This is a genomic window from Providencia alcalifaciens (assembly GCF_020271745.1).
Taxonomy (GTDB): Bacteria; Pseudomonadota; Gammaproteobacteria; order Enterobacterales; family Enterobacteriaceae; genus Providencia; species Providencia alcalifaciens_B.
This window is the reverse complement of sequence record NZ_CP084296.1, coordinates 1,568,329-1,583,781: the sequence shown is the minus strand read 5'-3', so window position 1 is coordinate 1,583,781 and position 15,453 is coordinate 1,568,329. Positions and strand designations below refer to the sequence as shown.

Sequence of the window (15,453 nt, the reverse complement as noted above, 5' to 3'; positions counted from 1 at the left end):
ATTAGCGTCCCTCATTCTTAGCAAGGCGCATTACCATCAGCTTGGAAATCGCCAGAACGATGAAGGTAATCACAAACAGAATTAAACCAAGTTCCATCAATGCCGCGGTGTGTAAACCACTTTCCGCTTCAGCAAATTCGTTCGCCAGCGCAGAGGTGATACTGTTACCCGGCATAAACAGTGAAGGGCTATCGAGCTGGTAAGTGTTACCGATGACGAAGGTGACCGCCATGGTTTCTCCCAATGCACGACCGAGCCCCAGCATCACCCCACCAATCACCCCATTACGGGTATAAGGCAGAACGATATTCCAAATCACTTCCCATGTAGTACAGCCAATTCCATAGGCTGACTCTTTCATCATCACAGGAGTTTGTTCAAATACATCGCGCATTACCGAGGCGATGTAAGGAATGATCATAATGGCAAGGATAATACCCGCCGCAAGAATACCGATACCAAACGCAGGACCGGTGAACAGTTCGCCAACAATTGGAATGCTCGACATGACATTACCAACCGGTTCTTGGAAGTATTCTGCAAATAACGGTGCGAAGACAAACAGCCCCCACATACCATAAACAATACTTGGGATTGCAGCGAGAAGCTCAATCGCAATACCTAATGGGCGTTTTAACCAGTTAGGCGCAAGCTCTGTTAAGAATAATGCGATACCAAAGCTCACAGGTACGGCGATAATCAGAGCGATTAATGATGTGACAATAGTGCCGTAGATAGGCACTAATGCACCAAACTGCTCTGCTGGTGCATCCCACTCTTTATTCCACAAAAACGAAAACCCGAATTTCTGCATACTTGGCCAAGATGCGAAAATCAGGGAAATAATAATGCCACCAAGCATGAGGAGAGTGATTAGCGCTGCTATTTTGACTAATGCACTAAAAATCACGTCGCCCGATTTACTAGGGGCTTTGAATGCCGTTATTTTTTCGGCCATGCGCTTTGTTCTCATTCCATGCCTACTTTTCAGTAGGACTTACGTTACTACGGTGAATAAGCGGGAGCTATTCCTCAGCGCCCGCTTACCCTTTTCCAACCCGAGGGGACACTTAGAACAGTGCTTTACCTTGGCTATCTTTTACTTCTGTTTTCCATGCTGCACGTACTGCCGTCACAACTTCTTCAGGTAACACAGCGTAATCTAATGCTTCTGCTTGTTTACCGCCTTTATCGTAAGCCCAGTTGAAGAAATCAAGAACCGCTTTACCTTTTTGGGCATCCGCTTGTTGCTTGTGAACTAAGATAAATGTGGTAGAGGTAATTGGCCATGCGTTAGCGCCTTCACGGTTAGTCAGGTCTTGTGCAAATGATTTAGACCAATCCACTTTTTTTGCTGCTGCGCTGAAGCTTTCACCTGTTGGTGAAACTGGCTGACCATCTGCAGAAATCAGCTTAGTATACGCAAGATTATTCTGTTTTGCGTAAGCATATTCTACATAACCGATAGAGCCTGGCAGACGTTGAACAAAGGCTGCAACGCCGTCGTTACCTTTACCGCCTACGCTGTTTTTCGGCCAGTTAACCGTTGAACCTGCACCCACTTCATCTTTCCAGTTTGAGCTAACTTTCGCTAAGTAGCTTGTGAAGACGAATGTGGTGCCTGAACCATCAGAGCGGCGAACCACAGCGATGTTTTGATCAGGTAATTTTACGTTTGGATTCAATTTTGCGATGGCAGGGTCATTCCATTTAGCAATTTTGCCTAAGTAGATGTCGCCAAGAGTTTTACCATCAAGAACCAGTTGATTAGATTCGATGCCTTTAACGTTTACCGCTAAAACCACGCCACCAATCACGGTTGGGAATTGGAATAAGCCGTCTTCTTTGAGTTTTTCATCAGTCAATGGCGCATCAGACGCACCGAAATCAACTGTTTTTGCATTAATTTGTTTTACACCACCAGAAGAACCGATCCCCTGATAGTTAATTTTATTACCTGTTTCTTTCTGATAAGTATCTGCCCACTTCGCATAAACAGGAGCAGGGAATGTTGCGCCAGCTCCGGTCAGGCTGGTAGCAGCAAAAGAAGACATTGCAGTCAGAGATAAGGTTGCTGCCATTACGCTTGCTAGTGTGGTACGCATCATTTTCATAATCCCTCCGGGGATGTAAGAAATAATCAAGTATTAAATTATTGGGTGTATGTCACGGTAGGGAAAATAGGACAATTGAGTTACGGCAATATGTCAGCTTTATGACAGTTTTATGACACTTGCGGATTTTATCGACAAAAATAAATGTAGCAGAATGGGATGGAAATAATTATTTTGTTATTTTTCAATGAAATAAATTGAAATAGCGAATATGACAGCTTAGGGTTTGGAATATGACATATTGTCATAAATGAAAAAATTTCTTTCTCTTTTTCTCTTTCTCTACACAGCATATCTCTAAGTATTTCAGCTTGTAGGTAGGCGACAAGAGAAGATATCTCAGGGAGCATACACAAGTATGTGACCTGAGTAGCTGAGCGTAGTCAACACCCCTACAAGTTGAAATACGACGAGATACGGCAAGTGAAGATATCCCTAGGAGCATACACAAGTATGTGACTAGGGTTAACGAGCGCAGCCAACAACGCTGCGACACAAAATATGAAGAATATTTAGTCTTCGCGTTCTTTGAGAGGGAGAAGTGCTCGTATCGCAAACCCGCCGCGCTCACTTTTATGGATCTCAATATTCCCTTCGTGAGCATCAATAATTCTGCGAATTATCGCGAGCCCCAGCCCTGTACCTTTGTTACTGCGGGCTTTTTCGCCTTGTACGAACGGTTGGAATAGGCGTTGAATATCTTCTTCTTTGATCCCTGCGCCGTCATCTTCAACTTGGAACCAAACGTAATCTTCGTTTTTACCACTGCTGACTTTGATCCAGCCATTTCCGTAGCGATAAGCGTTAACTATCATGTTGGTAATCGCGCGTTTAATAGCAAGATGGTTACCGTTGAACATCACCGGCCCTGGGACTAAATTGGTTTCAATTTCCCCGACGACGTTGGTTTCCGCAACAACAGCTTCGTTAAGAATAGCGTTAAGGTCGCAAAACTCCATATCCATCTCTTGCCCAGTTTTCAGGTAAGACATGAATTGACCGATGATTGCGTCGCACTCTTCAATATCTTTGTTGATAGATTCAGCAAGATAGCTATCTTCAGGCCCCATCATTTCCGTCGCGAGACGAATACGTGTTAGTGGTGTTCGAAGGTCATGGCTGACCCCTGCCATTAATACGGTGCGGTCATTTTCGAGAGATTTTATCCCTGCCGCCATATGGTTGAACGAGCGAATAGCCGCACGAACCTCTGTGGCACCTTTCTCTTGCATCGGCGGCATAACGTGCCCTTTACCGACCTCACCCGCGTGATATTCCAGCTCTAATAATGGCTTGTTTTGGTAGCGAATATAGAGCCAAACCCCCGCAAAGATAGAGAGGAAGACCGTGAGTGTATAGCGGAAAACTTGAGAAAACTGATTTTGACCGATTTCGGTGAGTGGAACGCGCACCCAAATATCCGGTGCTAGGTAGGATGTTAACCACAATATCGGATACTCACGCCCAAGTTCCAGATGCACACTGGCCTTGCCACCTAAGTATTCCGACATGTTTTTACTTAGAAAGTCATACTCTTTTGCCCAGTTTAATCCCTCTTCCATCGCCGCTGAATGGGCGTAAAAGGTAATCCCTAGCTCATTGTAGATTTTTTTACGTAATGCGGGTGAAACTCGCACTGAGGTTCCATCTTGTAGAACCATTTTCTCTGTCATCAATGTACGCACTTCATAAGCAAGCACTTTATTGAACTGCTGTAAGCTTGGCATCACAACAAAATTCAATACAACCATGTAGCTGGTCACAAGGCTTGCGAACAGAAGCGCAACAAACAAAAATAACGAGCGAGAGAATGTACTACGTCTTGAGAACCTCAGTCGCTTCATGCTTTGCTTCCATCTGGAACAAATACGTATCCTAAGCCCCAAACGGTTTGAATGTAACGTGGGTGTGCAGGATCTTCTTCAATCATACGGCGTAAACGTGAAATTTGAACGTCGATAGAACGTTCCATTGCACTGTATTCACGGCCTCGAGCCAAACTCATCAGCTTGTCACGAGACAATGGTTCGCGTGGATAAGAAACTAATACTTTCAACACGGCAAACTCACCACTGGTTAATGGCATATTTTCTTCGCCTTGAAACATTTCACGGGTTCCGAGGTTCAGTTTGAATTTACCAAAAGTGATGACGGCATCATCTTGCGATGGCGCACCCGGTAACTCGTTCGCTTGGCGACGCAGCACCGCACGAATACGTGCTAACAGTTCACGAGGGTTAAACGGTTTAGGGATATAGTCATCCGCACCAATTTCTAAGCCCACAATACGGTCAACTTCTTCGCCTTTCGCGGTGACCATAATGATTGGAATTGGGTTGTTTTGACTACGTAAACGACGGCAAATGGATAAGCCATCTTCCCCAGGAAGCATTAAGTCCAATACGATTAAATGAATAGATTCCCGCGTTAGGATCCTGTCCATCTGTTCAGCATTCGCTGCACTTCTTACCTGAAAACCCTGCTCGGTGAGGTAACGTTCAAGCAGAGCTCGTAAACGCATATCATCATCGACGACAAGAACTTTATAACTTTCCTGCATTTATAGCCCCCAAATTGTGGAATTTTAGAATTATTCTGCTGATGAAAGTAACAAAAATAATATTCATGCCATTAATTTACCATTAACACTAACTTTAATGAATCATTTTACTCTTTAACTGATTAATGGTTTATAGCTAATCTCTAGCACAAAATACGTGACTTTTCCGCCCGGTGTGGTGACAACGACTTCATCATCAACCTGCTTGCCAATTAATGCGCGAGCCACTGGTGAGTCGATAGAAATCCACTGTTTAGCCGGATCAAATTCATCAGCTCCCACTAACCGGAAAATTCTGATATTTTCATTATCATCTTCAAGCTTAACCCATGCGCCAAAAAACACACGCCCCTCTTGTCGAGGATCGGGTTCAACAATTCTAAGTTGATCCAATCTTTTAGATAAAAAACGAATACGACGGTCTATTTCTCGCAACCGTTTTTTACCGTAAATATATTCTGCGTTTTCGGAACGATCCCCCTGGGCTGCGGCTTCAGAGACAGACTGTGTCACTCGAGGACGCTCTTCTTTCCAAAGATATTTAAGTTCTTTGTCTAACGCATCCCATCCTTCACGGGTAATTAAAAGGCTCTTATTCATCTCATTAAAGGTATATAAATCGGATAATTATAATATTTTATAAAATATAATCTGCGACTTGCCTACCACTAGGCAAAAATTCTGTCTGGCAATTCTGTCTACCAGCAAGTATAACTGTGCAGTCTATTTTCACTGTTCTTTGAGTAGGTATTTAAACACGACATGAATGAAACTCTAAGCCAAATTATTGCGGCCGAGCTACAAGCCCAACCAAAACAGGTGTTTTCAGCCATTACATTATTGGATGAAGGCAATACCGTCCCATTTATCGCCCGCTACCGTAAAGAGGTTACGGGGGGATTGGATGACACTCAGCTACGTCAGCTAGAGAGCCGTTTAGGATATTTGAGAGAGTTAAACGACCGTAAGCAAACCATTCTAAAATCCATTGATGAACAAGGTAAGCTTACTCCAGAACTCGCTTCTGCCATCAATACAACGCTGAATAAAACCGAACTCGAAGACCTTTACCTCCCTTACAAACCAAAGCGCCGTACTCGTGGGCAAATTGCTATCGAAGCGGGCTTAGAGCCCTTAGCGGATACGCTGTGGAACGATCCAAGCCAATCACCGGATACACTTGCACAACGCTATGTTGACGCCGATAAAGGCATCGCAGATACCAAAGCGGCTTTAGATGGTGCTCGCTACATTCTAATGGAGCGTTTCGCCGAAGATGCGACCCTGTTAGCAAAAGTTCGCGACTATATATGGAAAAATGCGCATATTGTCGCAGTGGTTGCGGAAGGTAAACAAACCGAAGGTGTGAAATTTAGTGATTATTTTGACCACCATGAACCGGTTGCTCAAGTTCCATCACACCGCGCTTTGGCTATGTTCCGTGGTCGCAATGAAGGTGTTTTACAGTTATCCCTCAACTGCGATCCTCAGTTTGAAGAGCCGCCAAAAGAGAGCTATTGCGAAGACATTATTACCCGTCATTTAGATGTGCGTTTGAACAATGCCCCCGCTGACCAATGGCGTAAAGCCGTCATCAGCTGGACTTGGCGAGTCAAAGTGTTACTGCACTTAGAAACTGAAATCATGAGCGCCCTGCGCGAGAAAGCGGAAGAAGAAGCAATTAACGTATTCGCCCGTAATCTCAGTGACTTATTGATGGCAGCTCCTGCGGGTATGCGTGCCACGATGGGTCTCGATCCAGGTTTACGTACCGGCGTAAAAGTAGCGGTCGTTGATGCGACGGGTAAAGTAATGGCAACAGACACTATTTACCCGCACACGGGTCAAGCAGCCAAAGCTGCCACTATCGTTGCCGCATTATGCCAAAAATACCACGTCGAGCTGGTCGCGATTGGTAATGGAACCGCATCACGAGAAACAGAACGCTTCTTTGCCCAAGTACAAAAACAGTTCCCTGAAGTCACGGCACAGAAAGTGATTGTCAGTGAAGCTGGCGCCTCTGTTTATTCTGCTTCTGAGCTGGCGGCATTAGAGTTCCCTGATTTAGACGTTTCCCTACGTGGCGCGGTTTCTATTGCTCGCCGCTTACAAGACCCGCTGGCTGAACTGGTGAAAATCGACCCGAAATCTATCGGAGTCGGCCAATATCAACATGATGTCAGCCAAACACAATTAGCTCGTAAGTTAGATGCGGTCGTTGAAGATTGCGTAAACTCCGTCGGCGTAGACTTGAATACCGCCTCTGTTGCGCTACTCACCCGGGTTGCAGGACTGAGCAAAATGATCGCGCAAAATGTTGTTGATTGGCGTGATGCAAATGGTCAATTCAATGACCGAAAACAGTTACTTAAAGTCGCTCGTTTAGGACCAAAAGCCTTTGAACAGTGCGCAGGTTTCTTGCGTATCACCAATGGGGATAACCCACTGGATGCCTCAACGGTTCACCCAGAAGCCTACCCAATTGTTGAAAAAATCCTTGAAGCTGTCCGCCAGCCACTCAAAGAGATTATGGGCAATTCGCAGGTATTAAATGGTTTAAGTCCGCGTGAATTTACCACCGAACAGTTCGGGGTTCCTACCGTTACAGACATCATCAAAGAACTGGAAAAACCGGGTCGTGACCCACGCCCTGAATTTAAAACAGCAACCTTTGCTGACGGTGTCGAAACGATGAATGACTTAACGCCGGGGATGATCTTAGAAGGTGCAGTGACTAACGTCACTAACTTCGGAGCATTTGTGGATATTGGTGTTCATCAAGATGGTCTGGTGCATATTTCTTCCCTTTCAAACAGCTACGTTGAAGACCCTCACAAAGTCGTCAAAACCGGTGATATTGTGAAAGTCAAAGTGCTGGATGTGGATATTGCTCGTAAGCGTATTGCGCTCACTATGCGCTTAGATGAACAAGCGGGTGAAGGTAGCAGCGCACCTCGCAGTGCAGCTCCAGCGCAAGATAGAAATACCCGCAAAGCCCCTGCTTCGCGAGGGAGCGCGCGAGGAAATTCATCATCTAACTCTGCGACATCTAGCAACAGCGCGATGAGTGATGCACTTGCTGCTGCTTTTGGTAAAAAGCGCTAAACCTTTAATAAAAAGCGCTAAGACATGATGCCCTTGCCGTTTTATCGGTAAGGGCAACAATTAAATATACATTCAGTCATCACTCAGTACTTCATTTAAACTTATTTCCATTTTTTCTCTAAAAAATAAATTAAATAATCAATTCAATTTATTATCTGCATTTTGTCTTATTTAATTATATTAATTAACAATACTAACATCTGCCTTTTAGTTTTAAGAAACTCAGCCAACTAAATCCCTTTTTGATCCATATCATTTAATATTGCCCGAAAAAGAGGCTAAATATAACCTTGGTAGATGATTATGATTCTCATTGTTAATTAGATTTAATTTTATCTTCCACACTATTTCTTTTAAAGATAACCACTTTATAATAATAATTATCAATATTATTCTTAATAATACTCTCTGTAATTTAACATCGTGATTTTCATGTTAAATCAACAGAATCAACCATAATTGGAAGGTACTATGTCCATACTTCCTCAATGCAGTTATAAAATACTTGGCTTTTCACCAGAGATAAGTCCGGCCTATCGCCAAAAACTGCTTTCCCTTGGTCTGCTTCCAGGCTCAGTGTTCAAAGTTGTCCGCGTAGCGCCGTTTGGTGATCCCGTGCAAATTGAAACCCATCGCGTCAGCTTAGTATTACGTAAAAAAGATTTAGCTCTCATTCACTTAGATGAAGCACAAGCGAACTAATTATTTTTGGATTAATTCCAATAAATATTTTCATTTTCACGACTGGCATACACTATGAAACCATTAACTATCGGCCTTATTGGCAACCCTAACGCAGGTAAAACAACCTTGTTTAACCAGTTAACAGGGTCACGTCAGCGCGTCGGTAACTGGGCAGGAGTGACCGTCGAACGTAAAGTTGGACGCTTCCACACACCTGAACACAAGATTGAACTTGTTGATTTACCAGGTACTTATTCCCTTACAACTATCTCAGAGCAAACCTCCCTCGATGAGCAAATCGCCTGCTACTTTATTTTAAGTGGCGAAGCCGACATGTTGATCAACGTGGTGGATGCCTCAAACCTCGAGCGCAATTTATATCTGACATTGCAGCTTGTTGAGCTAGGTGTTCCCTGTATCGTCGCACTGAACATGTTGGATATTGCCAAAAGCCAACATATCGATATCGATGTTAAACAGCTCGAAAAGCAGCTCGGTTGCCCTGTTATTCCAATGGTCTCTACCCGTGCAACAGGCCTTGAACAGCTCAAACAAGCGATTGATAGCCATCCTCAAAACAGCCAACAAGCCCTTGTGCAATATCCGCCACAACTGTTACAAACCGTGGATATGCTTTCAGAGCAAATTTCTGCTCAGCAATTTAGTCAGCAGCAGCGCCGCTGGTTAGCTCTCCAGATTTTAGAAGGCGATATTTATAGCCGCCAACGGGCTGATATCTCTGAACAAGTTCTTGCTGAAACCCGCATTAAACTCAAAGAGGCCTTACAAGAAGAACCTGAGTTACTCATTGCGGACGCTCGCTATCAATCCATAGCTTCAATTTGTAACACCGCGATTAATAACAGTGCCGCTGAGCCAAATAAACTCACTCAAGCGCTGGATAAATATATCTTAAACCGCTGGCTGGGCGTGCCAATTTTCTTGTTCGTGATGTATCTGATGTTCGTCCTTGCTATCAATATCGGTGGTGCTTTGCAACCGTTCTTTGAAGGGGCATCTGAGGCTATCTTTATTCATGGTATTCAATGGATTGGAGCAACAGCAAACTTCCCTGATTGGTTGACCATTTTCCTTGCCCAAGGTGTTGGCGGTGGTATCAATACGGTTCTGCCACTGGTGCCACAAATCGGTATGATGTACCTGTTTTTATCTATCCTGGAAGACTCAGGCTATATGGCTCGAGCGGCTTTCGTGATGGATAGACTGATGCAAGCTCTTGGTTTACCAGGTAAATCTTTTGTTCCTTTGATTGTCGGCTTCGGTTGTAACGTACCTTCCATCATGGGCGCACGCACCTTAGATGCACCGCGTGAACGCTTGATCACCGTGCTTATGGCGCCGTTTATGTCCTGCGGCGCTCGCTTAGCCATCTTCGCAGTATTCGCAGCAGCGTTCTTTGGTAAGAACGGCGCAAGCGTCGTGTTCTCTCTCTACATTCTCGGTATTGCCGTGGCAATTCTAACAGGCTTGCTACTGAAACATACCTTGATGCGTGGTGAAGCTTCCCCGTTTGTGATGGAACTGCCGGTCTACCATGTACCTCATGCAAAAACATTGCTCATCCAAACTTGGCAGCGTTTAAAAGGCTTTGTGATCCGTGCGGGTAAAGTGATTGTGGTGGCGAGTATTTTTATCGGCGCGCTAAACAGCTTTTCGTTATCCGGTAAACCTGTGGATAACATCAATGACTCAGCGCTGGCTTCCGTCAGTAAAGTGATCACCCCAGTATTACAGCCTATCGGTGTACACAACGATAACTGGCAAGCGACGGTCGGTTTGATCACTGGTGCGATGGCCAAAGAAGTGGTGGTTGGGACATTAAATACCCTGTACACCGCCGAGGCGATCACCAACGAACCTTTCGATGCCGAATCTTTTGACCTACTCGATGAGTTAGGCGCGGCAGTCACAGATACATGGGATAGCTTAAAAGAGACATTCTCTATCAGTGCATTATCTAACCCAATCGAAGCGAGTATGGGTGATGCCGAGATGGCGACCGGCTCCATGGGTACCATGGCGGCGAAATTTGGTTCAGATATCGCCGCTTATAGTTACTTAATCTTTGTGCTGCTGTATGTGCCTTGTGTATCAGTAATGGGAGCAATCGCCCGTGAAACCAACAAAAGCTGGATGACATTCTCTATTCTGTGGGGATTAAACGTGGCTTATAGCCTCGCAGCGCTGTTCTATCAAACAGCCACATTTAGCGAACATCCACAAAGCAGCTTGATCACCATTGGTGCTGTGCTGTTGTTTAATATTGTACTCATCACCGTTCTACGTCGTATGCGCAGCCGTGTGACGTTCAATATTAAATCCAAAACAGCACAACAGTGCTCTGGTTGTTCTAACAACAGTTGCCACTAAGGAAAATACGATGGCCAGCTTGCTGCAAGTCCGAGATTTGATTGCATTATATGGGCAAGCTGACATTGCGCTTCTGAGTTCTCAACTAAACGCCCCTGCTGCACTGGTGAATGCGATGGCTGAAAAGCTAGTCAGCATGGGGAAAATTGAAAAAGTCGATGTGAGCGCTTGCCTTACGGGTACCAGTTGTAAGGGGTGCCCCGAAAGCAGCGCTTGCTCACATTTTGTGTATAAGATTAAATAGTGGTTTTCATCTCAGCGAATCAGTGTCTAATGCACCGATTTAGCGCAATGACTTCGCAAACTGAATCAATGTTTCACAAAACTCATCGGGATGAGAAATAAACGGCGCATGAGCGCTATTTCGCATCACAACGGATAATGAATTGGGATACAACTCGTCTAATTTACCGACAATTTTACGCGGGACCAAGCCGTCTAAATAACCATAAATACGTAAGAAAGGAACCTGTAACTCGGTGAGTTCCTCACGTAAATCTTCAGTACGTAAAGATTCCAGCCCCATATTCAAGGCGTCAACTGATGGCATTGGCAACGCCAATATCACGGATTTTAATGTCCGCGCATCATCACGAGCACTTTCAGTTCCCAATGTTTGCAGTGCCAAAAAACGCTCGACGGTACGCTGGAAATTTTCAGCCAGCATCTGTTCAAAATTAAGTAAGACTTCAGGCTTGATCCCTTGCCACTCATCATGTGCGCCAAAGCAAGGGGAGGATGCCACGGTGATTAAGGCTTTTACCTCATTCGGGTGATCGAGCGCTATGCGGCTTGCCACTAGCCCACCTAAAGACCATCCTAACCAAATTGCATTTTTAGGCGCTTGCTCCCACACAACATTAGCCATTGATTGAATGGTCATCGGAGTGAAATCGTGACTACGCCCATAACCCGGTAAATCAACTAAATGGATGCGAAATTGCGAAGCCAGTCGAGGAATAATTGTTTGCCAGACTTCGGCGTTCAATCCCCATCCGTGCAGTAACACAATATCTTGTTTTCCTTCACCCACTGTCTGCCAATATAACGTCGCCATGATTACACTCTCTTCAATGTTATTTTCATTCTGATTTTTCAATCTAGGACTCGCCTATGCTAGCAATGGAAGGGGTCTGTTGGCTATGCCGGCAGTTATTAAAAATTCCCCAACAAGGAATATGTAGTTTCTGTATCAAAAACTTACCGCCAATGCCAAAGGTCTGTCCGCAATGCGCTCTCCCGTGTGAATATCACCAATTGCCTTGCGGACGCTGCCTTGTTCGGCCACCACCTTGGCAGAAGCTCATTACCGTAACCCCGTATCGAGCACCTTTACGCCAGCTTATCCATCAATATAAATTTCGTTATCAACCCCAGCTTGCCATCCCTCTGACGCGAGTATTTTTACTTTATTGGTTGAATGGATATCGCCAACAGCAATGGAAAAAACCCGACTTACTGATAACCATTCCCCCTCATCCTCGGCGATGTTGGCGTAGAGGGTTTGATCACATGGCATTAATTGGTGGTAATTTGACCACCTGGTTAAATATTGCCTATTCGCAAAATTCATTATTGCGCTCTCGTGATACACTGGCACAAGTTTCATTAACACGTAAACAGCGCCGCAATAACCTAAAAGAGGCATTTACCCTTGAAACTTCGGTTTCAGGTCTACACATAGCTATTATTGATGATGTGATTACAACTGGCTCAACCATGCATGCAGCCGCTCAATTGTTGATTTGTGCGGGAGCGCATACTGTTGACGCGTGGTCACTCTGTCGCACCTTGTAGGATGGGTGTAAATGGGCGTATTATAACCAACTAAAGCAGTCAACTATTATTGAGCAAGAGATTATGATTAATATTACAGAAGCAGCACAGACTCACTTCTCCAAGCTATTGGAAAGCCAAGAGTCAGGAACCCAAATTCGAGTATTTGTCATTAACCCAGGCACACCAACCGCTGAGTGTGGTGTTTCTTATTGCCCTCCTGGTGCCGTAGAAGCCACTGATAAAGAGCTGAAGTTTGAAAAACTCTCTGCTTATGTTGATGAAATTAGCGCTCCATTCTTAGAAGATGCTGAGATTGATTTCGTCACTGACCAATTAGGCTCTCAATTAACCTTAAAAGCACCGAACGCAAAAATGCGTAAAGTGTCTGACGATGCGCCATTAATTGAGCGTGTTGAATACGTTTTACAATCACAAATTAACCCGCAGTTAGCGAGCCACGGTGGTCGTGTTTCCTTAATGGAAATCACCGAAGATGGTTTTGCTATCCTGCAATTCGGCGGCGGCTGTAACGGTTGTTCCATGGTCGATGTGACACTGAAAGAAGGTATCGAAAAAGAATTACTGAAAATGTTCGAAGGTGAATTAAAAGGTGTTAAAGACCTGACTGAGCACCAACGCGGCGAGCACTCTTTCTACTAATAGATTCTGCTCACACGCATTTTCTACTGATTATCGGAGCATCCTCAGCACACCTGTGGATGCTCTTTCATGACATTTCCCCTAATTTTTCGGTATTTTATGGACCATTTTGAGACACTAACACCCGAACAAGCTTATCAGCACTTGTTAGATGGCACGGCTATCCTTGTCGATGTTCGCGATCCCCAAAGTTTTCGTACTGGTCACGCGACAGGTGCTTATCACTTAACCAATGAGTCACTTCACTCGTTTGTCGAAAAAACAGATTACGAACAAACGATTATGGTGATGTGCTACCACGGGCACAGCAGCCAAGGCGCGGCACAATACTTAATTAATATTGGTTTTGAATCTGTATATAGCATTAATGGCGGATTTGAGGCATGGTCACGGGAATACCCTCAAGCCATTACGGCGCTCTAAACGAGACAACGTATTTATGATCCACATTATCTCTTTTGAAAACCCACGGATGGCTCAAGCGTTTGTCGATTATATGGCAGGACAAAATATTCAACTACAACTTCATCCTTCCAACGACCAACAACATTATGAACTTTGGCTCGCCGATGAGCAGTATGCAGAGCAAGTACGCCAAGAATTAGAAACCTTTTTGCGTAACCCTAATGATCCCCGTTACCTCGAGGCCAGCTGGCAAACGGGTCGCACAGATGCTCAATTTCAGTATCGAAATTATCTGACATTCAGTTATTTAAAACAGCAATCAGGCCCATTAACTATCGCCGTTATTTTGCTGTCTATCGCGGTCTATCTTTGGGTCACCCTGACAGATCCCCGGGTCGTTCTATACTATCTCGGTTGGCCTATTGGAGATCAACAAAGTGAATTATGGCGCTGGATAAGTCCGGCGTTCGTTCACTTTTCTATTTCGCACATCGGTTTCAACCTTGCGCTTTGGTGGTTCCTTGCCGGACAAGTTGAGAAAAAAATGGGCACAGGAAAACTGTTTACCATTTTATTAGTCTCCGCATTATTCAGTAACTGGGGTCAATCCCTATTTAGTGAAAACAATTTTGGCGGTTTATCCGGCGTCGTTTATGCACTGGTTAGCTATGTTTGGATCACTGGCGAACGTCGCCCAGAAATCGGTATCGGCATCCCTCGCGGGCTCATGGTATTCTCGATTATCTGGTTATTCTTCGGTTACTTTGACCTGCTTGGTATGGACATTGCTAATGCCGCACATACTTCAGGGTTAATTATCGGATTATTGATGGGAATATGGGATAATAGGCTCAGTTTTAAATACCAAGGTTCCAAGTAGAACATTTTATAAGTAGAGGCTAATGCTGTGAAACAAACCCAGAGACATGATGCAATTGTTGAACTTGTGCGTCTTCAGGGATATGTGAGTACTGAAGAGCTTGTCGAGCAGTTTGAGGTTAGCCCTCAAACCATTCGCCGAGACCTCAATGATCTTGCTGAACAAAATAAAATCCTACGACACCATGGTGGCGCAGCCTTGCCTTCGAGTTCCGTCAATACCGCCTACAATGACCGTAAAACCATGTGGTCTGAAGAAAAAGCGCGTATTGCTCAACGTGTGGCAAGCCAAATTCCCGACGGTGCAACCCTATTTATTGATATTGGCACAACCCCTGAGGCTGTCGCTCACGCATTAGTTAATCATAAAAACCTGCGCGTAGTGACCAACAACCTGAACGTTGCAACCTTGCTCATGGCAAAAGAGGATTTTCGTTTGATCCTCGCTGGCGGTGAAGTTCGCTCTCGCGATGGCGGGATTGTCGGTGAAGCTACTCTCGACTTTATCTCTCAGTTCAGGCTGGATTACGGCATCCTGGGGATCAGCGGGATTGATATGGACGGCTCATTGCTTGAGTTTGATTACCATGAAGTCCGCACCAAGCGTGCGATTATTGAAAACTCTCGTCATGTTATGTTGGTTACCGACCACTCCAAATTTGGTCGAAATGCGATGGTGAATTTAGGCAATATGAACCTAATCAATACGTTGTTTACCACCCAAGCACCTCCAGCCAGTATCCTAAAGGTTATCGAACAGCATAACGTTCAATTAGAGCTCTGCTAGCCTCCAGCTTTTACTTCCCAATGATGGTAGCTTGTCTACCATCAATTCTTATTTTTTCCCTTTCTTTTCATTCTGTTGTCATCTCTTTT

At 44.7% G+C, this 15,453-nt stretch carries 15 protein-coding genes; 9 read left to right on the top strand and 6 right to left on the bottom strand.

Features of this window, described 5'->3' with window-relative positions:
- Position 1: 1 nt before the first annotated feature.
- The 5 genes from pstC to greB all read right to left on the bottom strand — a co-directional run bounded on the left by pstC (position 2) and on the right by greB (position 5,274).
- A complete protein-coding gene (gene pstC / locus LDO51_RS07295) occupies positions 2–958 on the bottom strand; it encodes a phosphate ABC transporter permease PstC (RefSeq protein WP_036948465.1) in 957 nt (318 codons plus the stop codon).
- 112 nt (positions 959–1,070) lie between these two features.
- Complete coding sequence (gene pstS, locus LDO51_RS07290) at positions 1,071–2,114, bottom strand: phosphate ABC transporter substrate-binding protein PstS (protein ID WP_225576910.1); 1,044 nt, start codon at positions 2,112–2,114, stop codon at positions 1,071–1,073.
- 512 nt (positions 2,115–2,626) lie between these two features.
- Positions 2,627–3,958, bottom strand: a complete 1,332-nt coding sequence (gene envZ / locus LDO51_RS07285; protein ID WP_225576909.1) for a two-component system sensor histidine kinase EnvZ — start codon at positions 3,956–3,958, stop codon at positions 2,627–2,629.
- Positions 3,955–4,674 carry a two-component system response regulator OmpR gene (ompR, locus tag LDO51_RS07280; RefSeq protein ID WP_036948456.1) on the bottom strand — a complete coding sequence of 240 codons (720 nt, stop codon included), beginning with the start codon at positions 4,672–4,674 and terminating at the stop codon, positions 3,955–3,957. The genes envZ and ompR overlap by 4 nt, the downstream gene beginning before the upstream one ends.
- 114 nt (positions 4,675–4,788) lie before the next feature.
- Positions 4,789–5,274, bottom strand: a complete 486-nt coding sequence (gene greB, locus LDO51_RS07275) for a transcription elongation factor GreB (protein ID WP_036948453.1) — start codon at positions 5,272–5,274, stop codon at positions 4,789–4,791.
- Between the two features lie 162 nt (positions 5,275–5,436).
- On the opposite strand from greB, the gene LDO51_RS07270 reads away from it, so the two are divergent.
- The 4 genes from LDO51_RS07270 (at position 5,437) to LDO51_RS07255 (ending at position 11,098) form a co-directional block, all read left to right on the top strand.
- On the top strand, positions 5,437–7,779 hold the full coding sequence (locus LDO51_RS07270; RefSeq protein ID WP_225576908.1) for a Tex family protein: 2,343 nt from the start codon (positions 5,437–5,439) through the stop codon (positions 7,777–7,779).
- A gap of 471 nt (positions 7,780–8,250) precedes the next feature.
- On the top strand, positions 8,251–8,481 hold the full coding sequence (gene feoA / locus LDO51_RS07265; protein ID WP_225576907.1) for a ferrous iron transporter A: 231 nt from the start codon (positions 8,251–8,253) through the stop codon (positions 8,479–8,481).
- A gap of 54 nt (positions 8,482–8,535) precedes the next feature.
- Complete coding sequence (gene feoB / locus LDO51_RS07260; protein WP_225576906.1) at positions 8,536–10,854, top strand: Fe(2+) transporter permease subunit FeoB; 2,319 nt, start codon at positions 8,536–8,538, stop codon at positions 10,852–10,854.
- Positions 10,855–10,864: 10 nt separating this feature from the next.
- On the top strand, positions 10,865–11,098 hold the full coding sequence (locus LDO51_RS07255) for a FeoC-like transcriptional regulator (RefSeq protein WP_225576905.1): 234 nt from the start codon (positions 10,865–10,867) through the stop codon (positions 11,096–11,098).
- Positions 11,099–11,137: 39 nt separating this feature from the next.
- On the opposite strand, the gene bioH is transcribed toward LDO51_RS07255, so the two are convergent.
- Positions 11,138–11,911, bottom strand: coding sequence for a pimeloyl-ACP methyl ester esterase BioH (bioH, locus tag LDO51_RS07250; protein WP_225576904.1), 774 nt, complete (start codon positions 11,909–11,911; stop codon positions 11,138–11,140).
- A gap of 56 nt (positions 11,912–11,967) precedes the next feature.
- Between bioH and LDO51_RS07245 the strand changes: the two genes are divergently transcribed.
- The 5 genes from LDO51_RS07245 to LDO51_RS07225 all read left to right on the top strand — a co-directional run bounded on the left by LDO51_RS07245 (position 11,968) and on the right by LDO51_RS07225 (position 15,364).
- The gene (locus tag LDO51_RS07245; RefSeq protein ID WP_225576903.1) at positions 11,968–12,651 is read left to right on the top strand and encodes a phosphoribosyltransferase family protein; all 684 of its coding nucleotides are present in this window, start codon (positions 11,968–11,970) and stop codon (positions 12,649–12,651) included.
- A gap of 63 nt (positions 12,652–12,714) precedes the next feature.
- Positions 12,715–13,293 (top strand): Fe-S biogenesis protein NfuA, encoded by a 579-nt coding sequence (gene nfuA / locus LDO51_RS07240; protein ID WP_225576902.1) that lies wholly within the window; start codon positions 12,715–12,717, stop codon positions 13,291–13,293.
- 99 nt (positions 13,294–13,392) lie between these two features.
- A complete protein-coding gene (gene glpE, locus LDO51_RS07235; RefSeq protein WP_225576901.1) occupies positions 13,393–13,716 on the top strand; it encodes a thiosulfate sulfurtransferase GlpE in 324 nt (107 codons plus the stop codon).
- A 16-nt stretch (positions 13,717–13,732) separates the two neighbouring features.
- Positions 13,733–14,578, top strand: coding sequence for a rhomboid family intramembrane serine protease GlpG (gene glpG / locus LDO51_RS07230; RefSeq protein ID WP_225576900.1), 846 nt, complete (start codon positions 13,733–13,735; stop codon positions 14,576–14,578).
- Between the two features lie 27 nt (positions 14,579–14,605).
- On the top strand, positions 14,606–15,364 hold the full coding sequence (locus LDO51_RS07225) for a DeoR/GlpR family transcriptional regulator (RefSeq protein ID WP_036948423.1): 759 nt from the start codon (positions 14,606–14,608) through the stop codon (positions 15,362–15,364).
- Positions 15,365–15,453: the final 89 nt, after the last annotated feature.

Coding starts and splice junctions, on each gene's coding strand:
- glpE (WP_225576901.1), top strand. CDS start 13,393: ATGGACCATTTTGAGACACTAACACCCGAACAAGCTTATCAGCACTTG.
- glpG (WP_225576900.1), top strand. CDS start 13,733: ATGATCCACATTATCTCTTTTGAAAACCCACGGATGGCTCAAGCGTTT.
- feoB (WP_225576906.1), top strand. CDS start 8,536: ATGAAACCATTAACTATCGGCCTTATTGGCAACCCTAACGCAGGTAAA.
- nfuA (WP_225576902.1), top strand. CDS start 12,715: ATGATTAATATTACAGAAGCAGCACAGACTCACTTCTCCAAGCTATTG.
- LDO51_RS07255 (WP_225576905.1), top strand. CDS start 10,865: ATGGCCAGCTTGCTGCAAGTCCGAGATTTGATTGCATTATATGGGCAA.
- pstC (WP_036948465.1), bottom strand. CDS start 958: ATGGCCGAAAAAATAACGGCATTCAAAGCCCCTAGTAAATCGGGCGAC.
- LDO51_RS07245 (WP_225576903.1), top strand. CDS start 11,968: ATGCTAGCAATGGAAGGGGTCTGTTGGCTATGCCGGCAGTTATTAAAA.
- envZ (WP_225576909.1), bottom strand. CDS start 3,958: ATGAAGCGACTGAGGTTCTCAAGACGTAGTACATTCTCTCGCTCGTTA.
- pstS (WP_225576910.1), bottom strand. CDS start 2,114: ATGAAAATGATGCGTACCACACTAGCAAGCGTAATGGCAGCAACCTTA.
- LDO51_RS07270 (WP_225576908.1), top strand. CDS start 5,437: ATGAATGAAACTCTAAGCCAAATTATTGCGGCCGAGCTACAAGCCCAA.
- ompR (WP_036948456.1), bottom strand. CDS start 4,674: ATGCAGGAAAGTTATAAAGTTCTTGTCGTCGATGATGATATGCGTTTA.
- feoA (WP_225576907.1), top strand. CDS start 8,251: ATGTCCATACTTCCTCAATGCAGTTATAAAATACTTGGCTTTTCACCA.
- bioH (WP_225576904.1), bottom strand. CDS start 11,911: ATGGCGACGTTATATTGGCAGACAGTGGGTGAAGGAAAACAAGATATT.
- greB (WP_036948453.1), bottom strand. CDS start 5,274: ATGAATAAGAGCCTTTTAATTACCCGTGAAGGATGGGATGCGTTAGAC.